11 protein-coding genes are annotated in these 17,133 nt (G+C 54.9%); 4 read left to right on the forward strand and 7 right to left on the reverse strand.

All coding sequences use genetic code 11. From position 1 onward, the window contains the following. Nucleotides 1-20 precede the first annotated feature (20 nt). From N909_RS0107700 to N909_RS0107720, 5 genes are all read right to left on the reverse strand, one after another. Nucleotides 21-1,010, reverse strand: a complete 990-nt coding sequence (locus N909_RS0107700; protein WP_029913733.1) for a peptide ABC transporter ATP-binding protein — start codon at nt 1,008-1,010, stop codon at nt 21-23. Next, complete coding sequence (dppD, locus tag N909_RS0107705; protein WP_029913734.1) at nt 1,007-2,008, reverse strand: dipeptide ABC transporter ATP-binding protein; 1,002 nt, start codon at nt 2,006-2,008, stop codon at nt 1,007-1,009. Before dppD ends, N909_RS0107700 begins: the two co-directional genes overlap by 4 nt. Next, a complete protein-coding gene (locus N909_RS0107710; RefSeq protein ID WP_029913738.1) occupies nt 2,008-2,913 on the reverse strand; it encodes an ABC transporter permease subunit in 906 nt (301 codons plus the stop codon). Before N909_RS0107710 ends, dppD begins: the two co-directional genes overlap by 1 nt. Before the next feature lie 10 nt (nt 2,914-2,923). Next, a complete protein-coding gene (locus N909_RS0107715) occupies nt 2,924-3,934 on the reverse strand; it encodes an ABC transporter permease subunit (protein ID WP_029913739.1) in 1,011 nt (336 codons plus the stop codon). Nucleotides 3,935-4,007: 73 nt separating this feature from the next. After that, entirely contained in the window at nt 4,008-5,600 is a 1,593-nt protein-coding gene (locus tag N909_RS0107720; RefSeq protein WP_029913743.1) for an ABC transporter substrate-binding protein, read from the reverse strand. A gap of 655 nt (nt 5,601-6,255) precedes the next feature. On the opposite strand from N909_RS0107720, the gene N909_RS0107725 reads away from it, so the two are divergent. After that, nucleotides 6,256-7,368, forward strand: a complete 1,113-nt coding sequence (locus N909_RS0107725) for a membrane-associated sensor domain-containing protein (RefSeq protein ID WP_051689598.1) — start codon at nt 6,256-6,258, stop codon at nt 7,366-7,368. A gap of 30 nt (nt 7,369-7,398) precedes the next feature. Here the strand turns inward: N909_RS0107725 and N909_RS24515 are convergent, their stop codons facing one another. Beyond that, the gene (locus N909_RS24515) at nt 7,399-8,628 is read right to left on the reverse strand and encodes a GGDEF domain-containing protein (RefSeq protein ID WP_051689599.1); all 1,230 of its coding nucleotides are present in this window, start codon (nt 8,626-8,628) and stop codon (nt 7,399-7,401) included. Between the two features lie 422 nt (nt 8,629-9,050). Here N909_RS24515 and N909_RS0107735 point away from each other — a divergent pair, with 422 nt between their 5' ends. Next, complete coding sequence (locus N909_RS0107735; protein ID WP_029913754.1) at nt 9,051-12,635, forward strand: DUF748 domain-containing protein; 3,585 nt, start codon at nt 9,051-9,053, stop codon at nt 12,633-12,635. A gap of 15 nt (nt 12,636-12,650) precedes the next feature. Beyond that, the gene (locus N909_RS0107740) at nt 12,651-13,511 is read left to right on the forward strand and encodes a M23 family metallopeptidase (protein ID WP_245613580.1); all 861 of its coding nucleotides are present in this window, start codon (nt 12,651-12,653) and stop codon (nt 13,509-13,511) included. 623 nt (nt 13,512-14,134) lie between these two features. Here the strand turns inward: N909_RS0107740 and N909_RS0107745 are convergent. Continuing rightward, complete coding sequence (locus tag N909_RS0107745; RefSeq protein ID WP_029913758.1) at nt 14,135-14,998, reverse strand: YitT family protein; 864 nt, start codon at nt 14,996-14,998, stop codon at nt 14,135-14,137. 98 nt (nt 14,999-15,096) lie between these two features. Between N909_RS0107745 and uvrB the strand changes: the two genes are divergently transcribed. Beyond that, nucleotides 15,097-17,103 (forward strand): excinuclease ABC subunit UvrB, encoded by a 2,007-nt coding sequence (gene uvrB, locus N909_RS0107750; RefSeq protein ID WP_029913760.1) that lies wholly within the window; start codon nt 15,097-15,099, stop codon nt 17,101-17,103. Nucleotides 17,104-17,133: the final 30 nt, after the last annotated feature.

A 17,133-nucleotide genomic window follows, 5' to 3' on the forward strand; every position in this document is an offset into this window, starting at 1 on the left:
CAGCTGACCGGGCATTTTGCTCAATCTTGTTCGGCAGCGATCTCAGCCGCCCGGAGGCAGGCGGTCAAGCGACCGTCAAACTCTTCGGCCGCCGGGATCTGCTCGGCGCAGCGCGGTTTGGCAAAGGGGCAGCGGGTGTGAAAAACACAGCCACTCGGTGGTGACAGTGGTGAGGGCAACTCCCCGCTCAAGGTCACTCGCTGTTGCCGGTTGGCACTGTTCAGATGCGGGGTCGAAGCCAGCAACGCCTGGGTATAGGGGTGGCGCGGGCGGGAGAAGATCTGCTCGGCGGTACCATATTCGGCAATCTTGCCCAGGTACATGACCATGACCTCGTCGGCAATATGCCGGACCACGGACAGATCATGAGAAATGAACAAGTAGGCCAGGTTCATTTCCTGCTGCAGGTCCATGAGCAGGTTGAGGACCTGGGCCTGGACCGAAACATCCAGGGCCGAGACCGGCTCATCGGCCACCACCAGCTTGGGTTCCAGCATCAGCGCCCGGGCAATGGCGATGCGTTGACGCTGACCGCCGGAAAACATATGCGGGTAGCGGTTGTAATACTCGGGGCGCAGTCCCACTTTGTCCATCATCGCCCGAACCCGCTCTTCCTGTTCGGCCTTGGGCAGGTCACGGTTGATAACCAGGGGTTCGGCAATGATAGTACCGATCTTTTTGCGCGGATTGAGGGACCCGAAGGGGTTCTGAAAAATCATCTGCACCCGCTGCCGGGCCGCTTTCAGTTCATGATCGGTCGCCTGGACCAGATCAAAGCCGTCAAATTCCAGCTCCCCCCCGGTGGGTCGTTCGATCATGGTAACCTGGCGGGCCAGGGTCGATTTACCACAGCCGGATTCGCCGACCACGGCAAGAGTTTTCCCGGGAGCGACCGTGAAACTGACTCCGTCGAGGGCCTTGACCACAGCTGCAGGTTGAAATAAACCCTGGGACACTTCGTAAAAACGGGTCAGGTTGCGGGCGGTAAGGATCGGTTGCACGGCACTCATGACTGGGGTTTTCCTTCTCTCTGCGGTTGTCCTTGTTCGTCCAGCGGGTAATGGCAACGAGCCTGACGGCCATCAGCCAGAGTCTCAAGCAGCGGAGCCTCACGCCCGCAGTAGTCGGTGGCAAACTTGCAACGCGGATTGAGCAGACAGCCGCTCGGCCGGTCAAACAGACCCGGCACCACGCCAGGGATGGTCTGCAAGCGCTCATGGCCGACCGAACGCTCCGGCAGGGCTTCGAGCAGAGCGGCCGTATAGGGATGGCGCGGATGATCAAAAATTGCCGGGACCGGCCCGGTCTCGACCACTTGCCCGGCGTACATGACGACGACCCGCTGGGCTGCCTCGGCAACCAGGGCCAGATCGTGAGTGATCAACATCAGTGCCATGTTGCGCTGGCGCTGCAGGTCGAGGAGCAGGTCGAGGATCTGCGCCTGAATGGTCACGTCGAGGGCGGTGGTCGGTTCATCGGCGATCAGCAGCTTGGGATTGCAGGCAATGGCCATGGCAATCATGACCCGCTGACTCATCCCGCCTGACAGCTGATGAGGAAAAGCCTTGAGTCTGGCTTTGGGATCGGGGATGCCGACCTGTTCCAACAGTTCCAGGGCCCGCGCCCGGCGCACTGCCCGGCTGCCGCCCTCATGGATTTTGAGCGCCTCGGAGATCTGAAAACCGGTGGTAAAGCAGGGGTTAAGGCTGGTCATCGGCTCCTGGAAGATCATGGCCACGTCGCGCCCGGTAATCCGTCGGCGCTGTTTGTCGCTCAGGGTCAACAGATCCTGGCCGGCAAATTCGAGTTGCGACGCGGAAACCCGGCCGGGCCAATCGATCAAACCCATGATCGCCTTGGAGGTGACGGACTTACCGGAACCGGACTCGCCGACCACGCCAACCACCTCGCCTTTGTCGATACTCAGGCAAACCTGGTCCACGGCCCGGAACGGCCGCGCCTCACTACCGAACTCTACGGTCAGATCTTTAATTTCCAATAATGACATCAGCGTTTCATCTTCGGATCGAGGGCGTCGCGCAATCCATCGCCCATCAGGTTAAAGGCCAGCACGGTCAGCAGGATCATCAGTCCGGGGAAAGTCACGACCCACCAGGCCCGCTGGATAAATTCCAGAGCCCCGGAGAGCATGGCCCCCCATTCCGGACTCGGCGGCTGAGCCCCCAAGCCGATAAAGCCGAGGGCAGCTGCATCAAGAATGGCATTGGAGAAGCCGAGGGAAGCCTGGACTATGAGCGGAGCCATGCAATTGGGCAAAATGGTGATAAACACCAGCCGCATCACGCCGGCACCGCTAACCTGAGAAGCAATAACGTAGTCCTTGGAGCTTTCCGCCATCACCGAAGCCCGGGTGATTCGCACATAATGGGGCAGGTAGGTTATGGCGATGGCGATAGCCGCGTTGATCAAACCCGGCCCTAAAATGGTCACGATGGCCAGGGCCAGCAACAGACTGGGCAGAGCCATGATGATGTCCATGGCCCGCATCACCAGGGTATCGGTGACACCGCGGGCATAACCAGCCATCAAGCCGATCAGGGTCCCGATCACCAGGGACATGGAGACGACGATCATGCCCATGAACAGGGACAGCCGGCCACCATAGATCAAGCGGGTCAGGATATCCCGTCCGACTTCATCCGTCCCCAGCGGGAAACGCCACAGGCCACCGTCTTGCCAGGCTGGCGGCGTGAGAATGTAGTCACGGTACTGTTCGAAGGGGCTATGAGGGGTCAACAGTGGTGCAAACAGGGCGGCCAGCAAGACCAGGACAATGAATCCGAAGCCGATCAGCGCGCCGCGGTTTTCACAGAAATAACTCCAGAATTCGCGCCAGGGGCCGGGCGGGGAAATCTCGTCAATGGCAGCTGTCGCCTGAATTGGTTCGCTCATCAGCGGCCTCCTAACGATTATGACGGATACGCGGGTTGACCACGCCGTAGAAAATGTCGACCGTGAGGTTGACCAGAATAACAATACAGGACACCAGCAGAATTCCCCCCTGCACAGCGGGGTAGTCGCGCCGGTAGATGGAGTCTAGCAGCCACTTACCGATGCCCGGCCAGGAAAAGATCGTCTCGGTGAGGATGGCTCCGGCCATAAGCACCCCGACCTGCAGGCCGATGACGGTGATCACCGGAATCAGCGCGTTGCGCAGAGCATGAACACAGACCACCAGCGGCATGGCCAACCCTTTGGCGCGGGCGACCTGAACATAGTCTTCACGCAGCACCTCGAGCATTGCCGAGCGGGTCATCCGCGCGATCACCGCCAGGGGGATGGTCGCCAGCACAATGGACGGCAAAATCAGATGCTGCACTGCGGACAGAAAAGCGCCAGCCTCATTGGAGAGCAGGGAATCGATGAGCATGAATCCGGTCACTTCGTCGACCCAGTAGGTCGCGGAAATCCGTCCGGACACCGGAGTCCAGCCGAGACTGACCGAAAACAACAGAATCAGCAGCAATCCCCACCAGAAAATCGGCATGGAATAACCGGTCAGGGACAGGCCCATGACCGAATAATCGGTGAACTTGCCGCGCCGCACCGCAGCGATAATCCCGGCCGGCAGACCGACGACCACCGCAATAATCATGGCACAGATGGACAGTTCCAGGGTCGCCGGGAACAGGGTAAAAAACTCCTTGATCACCGGAGCCTTGGTCACCACCGAGGTCCCCAGATCAGCATGAAAAATTCCGACCAGGTAATCCCAGTACTGCACCAGGATTGGCTGATCCAGTCCCATCTGATGCAGCAGCTGGGCATGACGGATCGGATCAACGCCGCGCTCGCCAGCCATCAGTTCGACCGGGTCGCCTGGAATCAGCCGGATCAGGGCAAAGGTCAACAGGGTGACACCGATAAAGGTCGGAATCACCACGCTGATCCGCTTCAGAATAAATTTCAACATAGGCTAACTAGACCGCAGAGAAACGGCCGGGAAGACTAACCTTCCCGGCCGGGAGAGAACATTCGCTAGTGAATTACTTCAGATCGACACCATAGAAGATATGGCCGCCAAGAGGGTCGATTTTGTAGTTGACAACATTTTTAGTAACCGGCTCAAAAACCAAGGAGTGGGCGATGGTTGCCCAGGGTGCCTGCTCCTTGAAAACCACCTGGGCCTGTTCATAGAGCTTGGTCCGTTCCTTGATGTCGGACACCGCTTTGGCTTTCTGGATCAGGTCTTCAAACGGCTTGTAGCACCATTGTGAACGGTTGGAACCACCGACGCCGTCACAACCGAGCAATACGGCCAGGAAGTTGTCCGGATCACCGTTATCGCCGGTCCAGCCAAGCAGAACAGCGCCATCCCGATTGACATCCTTGGAACGCTTGAGGTACTCACCCCATTCGTAGGAAACGATTTCAGCCTTGACCCCTATTTTGGCCCAGTCTGCTTGCATAACTTCAGCCATACGCCGGGCATTGGGGTTGTAGGGACGCTGTACCGGCATAGCCCAGAGTTTCATCTCGAAACCGTTCGGATAACCGGCTTCGGCCAACAGTTTTTTGGCCAGATCGAGATCGTAAGCGTCATCGACAACGGCATCGTTGTACGACCAGATGGTCGGCGGAATCGGATTTTTGGCCGGTTTGCCGGCGCCCTGGAACACGGTGTCGATGATCGCCTGTTTATTGATGGCGTGGTTCAAGGCCTTGCGCACTTTGACATTGTCAAACGGAGCTTTTTGAGTGTTGTAGGCCAGGTAACCGACGTTCAACCCTTCTTTTTGCATCAGGTTGATATCGGGATCCGCTTTCATGGCCGCCAAGTCTGCCGGATTGGGGAACGGCATCACCTGGCATTCGCCGGCTTTAAGCTTGGCATAGCGAACCGAAGCATCCGGGGTGATGGAGAAAACCAATTTGTCGAGGGGGGCTTTTCCCTTCCAGTAATCCTTGAAGGCAGTATAACGGATCTGAGCGTCCTTTTTATAACCTTCAAATTGGAACGGTCCGGTGCCGATGGGCCACTGGTCAAATTCTTCCGGGGTACCGGCTTTCAACATTGCGTCGGCGTATTCCTTTGACTGAATGACTGCGAAATCCATCCCCAGGTTCGCCAGCATCGGTGCTTCCGGCCGGGTCAGGTAGAACTTGACCGTATAGTCGTCGACCTTTTCAATACGATCGAGCAGTTCCGGCATGGACATGCCGTTGAAATATTCATAGTTGCCGCCGGAAACCGCATAGTAAGGATTGTCTTTTTTCCACTGCCGTTCGAAGGTAAAAATGACGTCGTCCGCGTTCATATCGCGGGTCGGCTTGAAATGCTTGGCGGAATGAAACTTAATCCCTTTGCGCAAATGAAAGGTGTACACTTTACCGTCGTCAGAAATGGTCCAACTTTCCGCCATCCCGGGCTCCAGCTCAGTGGTCCCGCGAATGAAGTGGGTCAGCCCCTCGAACACATTCTTGGAAGAAACATCGAACGTTGTTCCGGCAGTATAAAAAACCGGGTTGAACCCTTCAGGGCTTCCTTCCGAACAATAAACCAGGGTTTTGGCTTGAGCCTGACCAAAAAACATGAACAGGAGCAACATTGCAAACAGGGGGAGCAGTCGTTTTCGCATAGATTGAAGCCTCCGTCTCGTTAAGGATAGAAAAGCCAAACCCGATTGCCGTCACCAATTCCGCGAGTTTGACCCAAGTGAAAAAACTTATAGTAAAGGCAAATCAATTGTCAATAGCGCAATAGCCATCCCCGGCCAACCTCTTGCCAGGGTTGCGCCTGTTTGATGCCATTCGTTCACTCCGGTCCGGGCGACTGCCAACTGTGTTACAGCCACGGATTAGTCCAGCCCAGGTCTAAGCTGACATGAGCTGCCGACTCCCAAAATCCGCAGATGTTCAAAAACTCCTCAAGCAAACACAACACGCTGCCATTGCACCGCACCAGCCTGCTAACTACCCCATAAATTAAGAGCTTAGCACAATTTTAATGAATCGTCAGGAGTTGGGAAAGCGTCCAGATCATTTCCCCATAATTAAATTCAGCAAAAGTTTGCTTATTGTCCGACTTCAACGAGAAGGCGCCCCACGAATCAGGGTCTCAATCCGTCGTACAAAAAAACAAAAAAGCCGAAACCACACTGGGCAGGGTGGGGTGAGACCTTGATTTTTAACGGAGCTTGTGCGTTAAATTCGACGGGTCAGAAAATCCGCTCCAGGAGTTGTTTCGGAGCGGGCAAACAAAAACTGTCGCCATGAAATGGAATTGTGCTGATCATGCCTCAGATTTTCGACACTCTCAATCCGCCCGGACAAAACAAGCCGCTGATCCAGGGTTGCGGCTTATTGTTGATTCTCCTGGGACTCTATTTCACCAGCTGGGTCAATTACCTGCTGTTTCACACCCTTGCCGAATTTTTCAGTATCGTGGTTGCGGTCACGATCTTTGTCATCGCCTGGCATTCAAGACATTACATTCAGAACCCCTACCTGCTATTCATTGGTATCGCCTATCTGTTCATCTCCCTGCTTGATCTACTGCATACCTTGTCTTACAAAGGAATGCCCATCTTTACCGATTACGACTACTATGCCAATCAATTATGGATCGGCGCGCGCTACATGGAGAGTGTTACCCTGGCCCTGGCATTTCTCTTTTTGAAAGAGAATAAGCCGCTGAAAGTTGCCTATATTATTCCCGCTTATGCCCTTGTGACTTATCTCATCATTGCGGCCATTTTTCAGTGGAAAATTTTCCCGGTGTGTTTTGTCGATGGCAGCGGCCTCACTCCGTTCAAAAAATACAGCGAATACCTGATCTGTTTGATTTTGCTGGCAGCAATATTTTTTCTCCACCTTAATAAGTCATTTTTTGAACAGAAAATTTACCGGCTCATCCTGCTCTCCATCATCTGCACGATCATCTCCGAACTCGCTTTCACGTTCTATATCAGCAATTACGGAATATCGAATTTAGTTGGTCACTATTTTAAAATTTTCAGTTTTTACCTGATTTATCTGTGCATTATCAAAACCGGGATAGAACGACCCTATCGACTGATCTTCACCGACCTTAAGCGGACCAACGGCGAACTGGTGGAGGAGATCAGGCAAAAAGAAGACATTCAGAAAAAAAACGAGGAGTTGATTGAGGAACTGAAAAAGGCGTTGCGCGAGATAAAATCGCTGCAGGGAATCTTACCGATCTGCTCTTCATGCAAACAGATCAGAGACGACAAAGGGGCCTGGAATCAATTGGAACGCTATATTGAGACACACGCCGATGTCAAATTCAGCCATGGACTCTGCCGGACCTGCGCCGACAAAATGTACGGTGATCAGAAATGGTATCAGCACGGCCGCTTGCCCGACCACAAGCAAGCAACTTAGCCGTTGCCCTTCGGAGTTTGCAGATGGCAACTAGCTGGTTCTCTTTGCCTTGTTCGTTACAGCCTCTGCAGGCCGATAGACAGCATACGTGTTGCGCCCTTTATTTTTCGCCTCATACAGCGCCGTATCAGCATTCTTCAGCAAGGTTTCCGAGTCCTGACCATGCTTGGGGAAGACAGCCACGCCGATGCTCAAGGAGACGGAGACCGGCCCGGTCCTGGATAGATAAGGGGTCTCGAAAATCCGGCTGATGGTCTGCGCCACCACTTTGGCCTCTTCTGCACTGCTTAAATCACTTGCCAACAGGACGAATTCGTCACCGCCGATCCTGGCCAGGGTGTCGCTTTTGCGAATATGCTGCCTGATCTGCTCGGCAATATATTGCAGCAATTCATCCCCCTGCTGATGCCCAAGGGTATCGTTAATCGTCTTAAAATTGTCAACATCGATATACAGCAGGGTCAGCATCAGCTTGTGCCGTTTGGCCCGATTCAGCGCCTGGTCAATCCGGTCGGTGAGCAACCGCCGGTTTGGCAGCCCGGTCAGGGTATCGGTATAGGCCATGAGGATGATTTCCCGCTCGGCAGCCTGCTGTTTCTGGATCGCCTGCCTCATTCTGAAGGCGACAACAATGAAAAGGATCAAAAAACCCAGATTGGTCAACAGAAACACCCGCAGTGAGGACGCGGAAACAGCATCAATCTGTTTTTTCTGTCCGGTGACATCAAAATAAAACTCGAAAGCTCCGCAGAAAGATCCGTCGAGCATGACCGGAACATAAACTTCCGCAACATCAATGGACAGCTCATCCCCTTCCAGCGAGCGCTGTTTTTTATTGACCAGCTTGGTCAGGGGATGGCCGGCACCGACCACATCGCGAAAATAACTGTTCTTATTGACGGTGCCAAGATCCTCCTGACGGGTGGAAAAGATGATCTGTCCGGTCGGGCTGTAGACTTTGGCCCTGATCATTCCATACTGGGAGACAAAGGTGCGCAGCGATTTTTCCTGCGCAGGGGACAATTGTTCCGTAAAGGTTTCCGAATTGAATCCCAAAAACTCCGTCACGATATGGCGTGCGGCATTGAGTGCACCCTGTTCAACCCCCTGTTGCATGAATCTGACCATGGCCGGGTAAGAAACCATGGCATTATAAACAGGCAGGGCACTGCTCAGCAGGACAGCCAGAAGCAGAGTAATTATCAAAATTCGATAATTCCCCTTGCTCTTTTTCTGCACTGGCAGGTTGTTTTCTTCCATGAGCACCGCCCCGTTCTCCAAAAAATTAATTTAGACCAAGATTATCCCAAGGCCCCATTCAAGGCAAAGGAAAATTATGCCATCCTGGCCTTATTTCAGCCCTTTGTCGGCCTGAAGAGCGGAAGTATTAAAAAATCTCCTGCGTTATCCGCCCTTTTCAAAACAGCTTCTTCAAAAGACCTCAGAAAGACCTTATGCTAAACTTTCGAATGTTTAGGGAGGAGCCGCGAATAGCGCTCGTTTAAGCAACTTTGCAGTAAACTCGGGACTGTCCCCAGGGTCATCAGGGGCTGTCCCAAGAGTTTGCGAGCCATGAAACTGTCGCGGTTAGCACCGCAAAGCCCTGGGACAGCCCCCGTGCGGGGACAGTCCCGGTTTTGCTGCCATCTCCTCTTAAACTAGCGCCATTCGGAGGAGCCACTATGTCGTCACGCTGGTTGAAAAGATCGCTGGTTGTCGCTGGTGTTATCTTATTGCTGATGCTGTTATCCATGCTGATTGTCCCCTGGCAGGTCAAAAAACAGGGGCAGGCCTGGATCGCCGAAAATACCAAACGGACTCTGACCCTGGAGAAAGTTTTTTTCAATCCGTTCACCCTGACTCTGGAACTTTCAGGGGCTAAACTGACCGAACCGAACAGCTCCCAACCGTTCGTTTCTTTTTCCAAGCTGGTGGTGTCAGCCAGCATCCGTTCCCTCCCGGAATTAGCCCTGATCCTTGACCACGTTGAGCTGGATGATCCTTACGTCAATATCGAGCTACTCGCTCCCGGGCAATTCAACTTCGCGGACTTTCTCCAATCCACAGGCGATACCGCCGAGACCACGCCGCAAAGCCCCCCCAGTACCTTTCATTTTTCTCTGAACAACATCAGGGTGAAAAACGGCGCCGTTGATTTCAGCGACCTGGCATCGGCCAACCACTCTCACCATCAAATCCGTCAGCTCTTATTGACGGTTCCGTCCATCGGCAACATCCCCTACATGATGGACGACTTTGTTCAGCCCGAGCTGTCATTGCTGCTCAACGGCTCCGAGCTAGCCGTTAACGGTCGGATGAAACCATTTCACAATTCCCTTGAAACCAATCTGTTTTTTACGATCCACGCGGTTGATCTGCCTTTTTATGCATCCCATTTGCCCGTGACCCTCCCCCTTGAAGTTGCCCAGGGCACCCTTGATTTTCAGCTCGATCTGGCGTACCGGATCTCTCGCAGTGAAGAACCGAAGCTGATGCTCGGGGGGGAGTTTGCCGTCAGCGACCTTGATTTGCGCGAACCCGACGGCAAGCCCCTGTTCAGTTTAGGAACCTTGCTGGTCAGCCTCGGCTGGGCGGATGTTTTCAAGCAGGACTTCAATCTCTCTTCCATAGAACTCTATGAACCGCAGCTGTCCATCAGCCGCAACCCGGCTGGCCAGTGGAATCTGGTGGAACTGTTCAGTCCGTCCGCAGACAGTGCAGCGCCCGGCGCAGAACCGCCGCCCAAGACATCGGAGCCTTCCAAGCTCCCTCTGGTGCTGATTGAAAACACCAGAATCCACGAAGGGCAAATTCATTTTCGGGATGAGAGTGTTGCAACGCCGGTCAATGAAAACCTCCGTCATCTGAATCTGACCCTCGACAACCTGTCCACCCACCCGGAAGAGCTGGCGGATCTGAACCTGAGCCTTCTCACCGATCGCGAACTAAGTCTTTCCGTGGCCGGGACCCTGGGGATTGCGCCGCTGAGCGCACAGCTTGATCTCATTGCCAACGGCCTGCCCCTGCAACCCTACTATCCCTACCTGCAGCCGGTGCTGACCGAAGCGATCCAGGGGCGGGCCAATTTCGCCGGCCAACTGAGATACACGGCAGATGGCAATGTGCAACTTCTACAAACCCAGCTAACCTTGCGCGACCTACTGATCCCCTTTGGCGGAGAAGACCGCTTCAGCCTGGCCGAGTTCCACATGAACGGCTCTTCCTTTGATCTGAACCGGCGACAGGTCAATCTGGGCGCTATCGGCCTGGACAAAGGCCGCATCAAAGCGACCCGTTTGGCTGATGGAACCCTCACCCCGCTGCGGATATTGCGCGCCCCGGAACATGCGGAGCCGGCACCCCCGCCAGCTGCAGCGCAAGAGACTCCGGCGGCCTCGCCATGGACGGTACAACTCGATAGTCTTGATCTCGCTCATTTCAACATCGAATTCCAGGATCAGGCTCTGGACCGGAAGCCGACCCTGAACCTCACCGAGTTGCACTTCCACAGCGAAAACATTCATTATCCAGAGGCACAAAAAAGCCCCTTTCAGCTGGCGACCAAGGTTGGCAACAGGGGACACATCAGCGTGGGGGGAAGTGCCGTCCATACGCCGCTGCAGGTCAAGGCCAATTCACGCATCCAGGGCTTGGCGCTGGCAGATTTCAACAATTTCATCCCCGCTGGCCTCAACCTGCGGCTGACCTCCGGGCAACTGAACTCAAATCTGGCCCTGACCCTGACCCAGCAGAACGAGGAACTGCTTGGGAACTTTGCGGGCAACCTCAATGTTACCGGCTTCAGCCTGCGCGACCCGTTGAGTGATGGCAAGCTACTGACCTGGGATACGCTTAACCTGGCCGGTATCGACGGGACATTGGCTCCATTTGCCCTGCATATCAAAGATGTGGCGCTCAGCAATTACCTGGCCAATATCGAAATCACCCCAGACGGACAGGTCAACCTGACCAGTGTCACTGCGGAATCACCAGCAGGCGCCCCTGCGGCTGCAGACCAGCCTCCCAAACCACAGCCATCCAACAGCTCAGCCGCAACGTCTGCCGGACCAGTGCCGGACATCCGCATTGACGCGTTGACGCTGCAGGGCGGAACCGTATCCTTTACCGACCGCCATTTACCGAGCACCTTTGCCACCACCATGTATCAGCTGGGCGGCCGGGTCTCCGGCATGTCTTCCGACCAGCAGATGCAGGCCGATGTCGATCTGCGCGGCCAGCTGGAGAACCATTCCCCGTTGACAGTCAGTGGAAAGATCAACCCGTTAAGCAAAAACCTGTTTGCCGATTTGACGATCCGCTTTGAAGATATTGATCTGTCCCCGCTGACTCCCTATTCCGGCACCTATCTCGGCTATGCCATTGCCAAGGGGAAACTGTATCTCGATCTGAACTACCATATCGAACACCAGCAGATCAGTGCCGACAACCGGGTGATGATCGATCAATTCACCTTCGGTGACACGGTGCAAAGCAAGCAGGCAACATCCTTACCCGTCGCCCTGGCCATCAGTCTGCTTAAAGACCGCAACGACGAAATCCATCTGAACATTCCGATCTCGGGCAATTTAAACGACCCCGATTTCAGCCTATTCGGCACTGTTTTCACTGTATTGCGCAACCTGCTGGTCAAAGCCGCGACCTCACCGTTTTCCCTGTTGGCCTCCATGCTGGGCGGCAATGAGGACTTCAGCAGTATCGAATTCCCCCTGGGGACCGCGATAATCACCGAGGAGCAGAACCGCAAACTGCAGGAACTGGCCGATGTCTTGATCAACCGTCCCGGGCTGATTCTTGAGGTCAGCGGTTTTGCCGATAAAGACAAAGATCCGGAAGCCTATCGTAAAAACCACCTCAAACAACTGCTGCTGGACCTTAAATGGCGGCAGCTGACCGAGCAGGGAACACCTGCAATCCCCAGGGATGAACTCCAGATATCCCCGGAAGAGTATCCGGAACTGTTAAAAACCGTCTACCAGGAAGCCGATTTCCCGAGACCGCGCAACATTGTCGGCATGCTCAAGGATCTGCCACCGGAAGAGATGGAAAAGTTGTTACTCGCCAACATTCGCGCCGATAATGAAGAGCTCGCGGCACTGGCCCGTCATCGGGCCTTGGCGGTACAGGATGCTCTGATTAAACTTGATGAGGCGCTGAAACCGAGAATATTTTTAAAGGAAGCAGATATTTTCCAGAGCCCGAAAAGCGGCCCGGCCAGCCGGGTTGAATTCGGCATCAGCACCAAATAAAGGAGGGACACGCGGTTGTTTATTTCATTCCAGAAACCAGGCCCGAGCGTGCGGAAGGCCATCACCGCCTTGGCTTGTGCCCTGCTGCTCAGCACGACCATCGTTTCGCCAGCATTTGCCACGGCCCGGCTGACCGGCCAGGCGACACAAGGCGGGTTGTTGATCGGTCAGGTCAGCCCCGGCAGCCGGCTCTGGCTGGACCAACGACCGCTCCAGGTCACCCGGGACGGCAGCTTCATCATCGGCTTCGGTCGCGACGCACAACTGCGACACCAGCTGAAAATTATTACCGGAGATGGCTCTGAACAACACCAGGAAATTTTATTGACCTCCAGGCAATACCAGGTTGAGCACGTCGACGGCATCAGTCCACAGCTGATGCACCCCAGCGCGGAAGACCTGCAACGGATCGCCCACGAAAGAGAGCTGATTGTCACAGCTCGACAACAGACCGGCAGCCAGAGCAATTTTCTGGAGACCTTCCGCTGGCCGGTCACCGGGCGGATCAGCGGGATATACGGCAGTCGCCGGATTTACAACGGCGAGCCGCGCCGGCCTCACTACGGGGTGGATATTGCCGTTCCGGCAGGAACGCCGGTCCGGGCACCGGCCGGGGGGATCGTTCGCCTGGCCCATCCGGGCATGTTCTTTTCCGGGCGGACCCTGATCATCGATCACGGGCTGGGACTGTTTTCCAGCTTTCTCCACCTACAGAAAATTCTCGTCAAGCCGGGTGACCGGATCGAGCAGGGGCAGCCCATCGCCACCGTTGGCGCCAGCGGCCGGGTGACCGGACCGCACCTGGACTGGCGCATCAACTGGTTCGAACAGCATCTCGACCCGGCCCTGCTGGTCCCCCCCATGCCCACGAAGTAATACCAGCCTGCGGAGCCCCACGCTCAGCAACAGGGTGTTGTTGCGGAGCCGGTAAGGTCTGGAAAATCGCATGAATGACGCTAGTGTCCCGTTCAGTTAATTATTTGTATTAATTTTGAGTCATTTTTGTTGCTGTCAAGGCGTGCCGCCGCAGGCCTAGCTTAGGCTAAGCCGAGAAGGCAGAACGTAGACAGCGGCAAAAAGGACCGAAATTGGAATAGAGAACTAACCGCACGGGACACTAGATTAAGAGGAGATGGCAGCAAAACTGGGACTGACCCCGCACGGGGGCTGTCCCAGGTCTTTGCGGTGCTAACCGCTCCAGTTTCATGGCTCGCAAACTCTTGGGACAGCCCCCGATGATCCTGGGGACAGTCCCGAGTTTACTGCAAAGTTGCTTACCCTAGCGCCATTCGGGGAAATCGCATCTTCCCGACCGGGCTTGGAAAAAGCCAGGACGACTTTTTCCAACAACAGCAGGCGTGACATCTCTCCAGCCTGCGGAGCCCAGGGATGGGCGACCCCGCTTGGCAACAGGTTGCTGTTGCAAAGCGGGTGAGGTCGGGGAAATCGCATTTTCCCGACCGGGCTTGGAAAAAGCCAGGACGGCTTTTTCCAACAATTTAATAAAGTTTGCGCCGCGAAAAGGTCGACCCCAGCACGCTGAAAGTGTTTTCCACAATGAACAGAGCGTGCTCATCCTGGGTAAAAACAATCTCTTCCAACCGCTTGAGCTGAATATTATTGATCACCACCATCAATACGGTCCGGTTTTGTTTATGATAAGCGCCGATCGCGGGCAGCATGGTGGTGCCGATCTTCAGCTTGGCCATGACCTCATCGGCAACGTCCTGTGGCTTGCCGGAAATAATGAATGTCAATTTGCGCTGGTTGAACATGGACAGCACATAATCGACGCTGATTGAGCAGACAAACACCGAAATCATCGATGCGATGACCAGGTCATTATCCAAGCTGATGAAACTGATGGAAAACAGCAGGACGTTAAACATGAAATAAATCTTGCCGACGCCGAGGTTGTATTTCTGATTGAGGATAATGGCGATAACGTCCAGCCCGCCATTAGACCCCAACGAGCGCAACACCATTCCGGCCCCGGTGCCTAACAGTACGCCAAAAACCAGCGCGGCATAGAGCTGATTGCCGATCTGGATCTCAAAGTGAACCAGCTGGTAGAACAGCGAGATCACCCCCATGGCCAACGCGCTGTACCAGAGAAAGCGCCGAGAGATGAAAATATAGCCGAGGATAAACAGCGGAATATTCAGGAACAGATAAAAAAGCCCGGGATTGAGCCAGCCGGTGATATAGTAGAGCAGTGAACCGACTCCGAAGATACCACCAGGGACAAAACCGTGGGGGGTCGAAATACTTTTCAACGCAATCGCCTGAATCAGGGAACCGAGAATGATCAGTCCGCTGTTCCAGAAAACCGTGTAGGCGAATTTGATTTTTGCTTCAGTCATGCCTTATCCTCCTGAAGAGATGATCAGCAGAAAGTGAAACACGTGGACCAGCATTTCCTCAAGACATTTTCCAATTTTTTTACGCTGACAGAAAACACATGGCCCGATTTGAACTGAATTCAGAATATCAGCCGCGCGGCGACCAGCCGCAGGCCATCGATGAGTTGACTGAAGGCATCCTGCGTAACGACCGGCACCAGGTTCTGCTCGGGGTAACCGGCTCCGGAAAGACCTTCACCATGGCCAACGTGGTCAACCGTCTGCAACGACCGACCTTGGTCCTGGCCCACAACAAAACCCTGGCGGCCCAGCTTTACGGGGAGTTCAAAGAACTGTTTCCCAACAATGCGGTCGAATACTTCGTCAGCTATTACGATTATTATCAACCCGAAGCCTACGTCCCCTCGACCGATACCTTTATCGAAAAGGACAGTTCCATCAACGAGGAGATTGACAAGCTACGCCACAGCGCCACCCGTTCACTGCTGTCTCGGCGGGACGTGCTGATTGTCGCTTCGGTCAGCTGCATTTACGGCCTCGGTTCACCGGAAGCCTATTACGGTATGCTCGTCAATCTGCAGACCGGTATGGAGCTGGATCGCAATAAATTCCTCCACAACCTGGTGGAAATTCAGTATGAGCGCAACGATATCGACTTTCACCGCGGCACTTTCCGGGTTCGTGGCGACAGTGTCGAGGTTTTCCCTGCCTACGAAGAAAAACGCGCTCTGCGGATCGAATTTTTCGGCGACGAGATCGATGCCATCAGCGAAATCGACCCGTTGCGCGGCCAGGTTATCGACCGCCTGGAGCGGACCGCGATCTTCCCGGCCAGTCACTACGTGGCCACCAAGCCGACCCTGGAGCGGGCGATCAAGGAGATCCAGGACGAACTGCAGCAGCGCATCGCCTATTTCCAGGAACGCAACATGCTGCTGGAAGCCCAGCGGATCGAACAGCGCACCCTATTCGATATCGAAATGATCGAGGAGATGGGCTACTGTCAGGGGATCGAAAACTATTCGCGCTTTCTGGACGGTCGCCAGCCCGGCGATCCGCCGGCGACCTTGCTCTCCTACCTGCCGGATGACGCATTGATGTTCATCGATGAAAGTCATGTCAGCGTCAGCCAGGTCGGCGCCATGTACCGCGGCGACCGTTCGCGCAAGGAAACCCTGGTCAATTTCGGCTTCCGCCTGCCTTCCGCCCTGGATAACCGGCCGTTGATGTTTGAAGAATTTGTCGAACGCCAACCGCAGACGGTCTATGTCTCGGCAACCCCGGCCGATTACGAGTTGGAAAAAGCTGACGGGGTCTTTGTCGAACAGGTGATCCGGCCGACCGGGCTGGTCGATCCGCCCATCGAAATCCGTCCGGCCACCGAGCAGGTCGATGATCTGATCGATGAAATCCGCATAACGATTGAAAAGAAATCCCGGGTCCTGGTGACGACCCTGACCAAACGGATGGCCGAGGATCTGACCGGTTATCTGCAGGAGCTTGATATCCGCGTCAACTACCTGCATTCAGACATCGACACAGTCGAACGGATGCAGATTATCCGCGGTTTGCGAGAGGGGGAATTTGACGTCCTGGTCGGCATCAACCTGCTGCGGGAAGGCCTCGACATCCCCGAAGTCTCTCTGGTCGCAATCCTTGATGCCGACAAGGAAGGGTTTCTGCGCAGTGAACGTTCCCTGATTCAGACCTGCGGCCGTGCCGCGCGTAACGTCGACGGGCGGGTCATCATGTACGGTGACAAGATCACCCGGTCCATGCAGGCCTGCCTTGATGAAACGGCTCGCCGCCGGGAAAAACAGCTGGCCTATAACGAGGAGAATGGGATCACTCCGCAGTCGATCAAAAAATCGCTGCGCTCCATTCTGGATGACCTGTCCAGCAAGGATTATGTCGACCTGCCCATGGTTGCCGAAGGGCAGGCGGAATACCTCCATCCTGATGAGTTAAAGAAACAGATCGCCACCGTTAAAGAGCAGATGCTTGAAGCAGCCGCCGATCTCGACTTTGAACGGGCAGCCGAACTGCGCGACCAGATGCTGGTGCTGGAAAAGAGAGAGCTGCTGCTTCGGGAAACCACCTCCTGAGCTGTACCTTCGTGACCGTCGCCAAACCAG

The sequence above is a fragment of the Pelobacter seleniigenes DSM 18267 genome (assembly GCF_000711225.1).
In the GTDB taxonomy this organism is placed as follows: domain Bacteria; phylum Desulfobacterota; class Desulfuromonadia; order Desulfuromonadales; family Geopsychrobacteraceae; genus Seleniibacterium; species Seleniibacterium seleniigenes.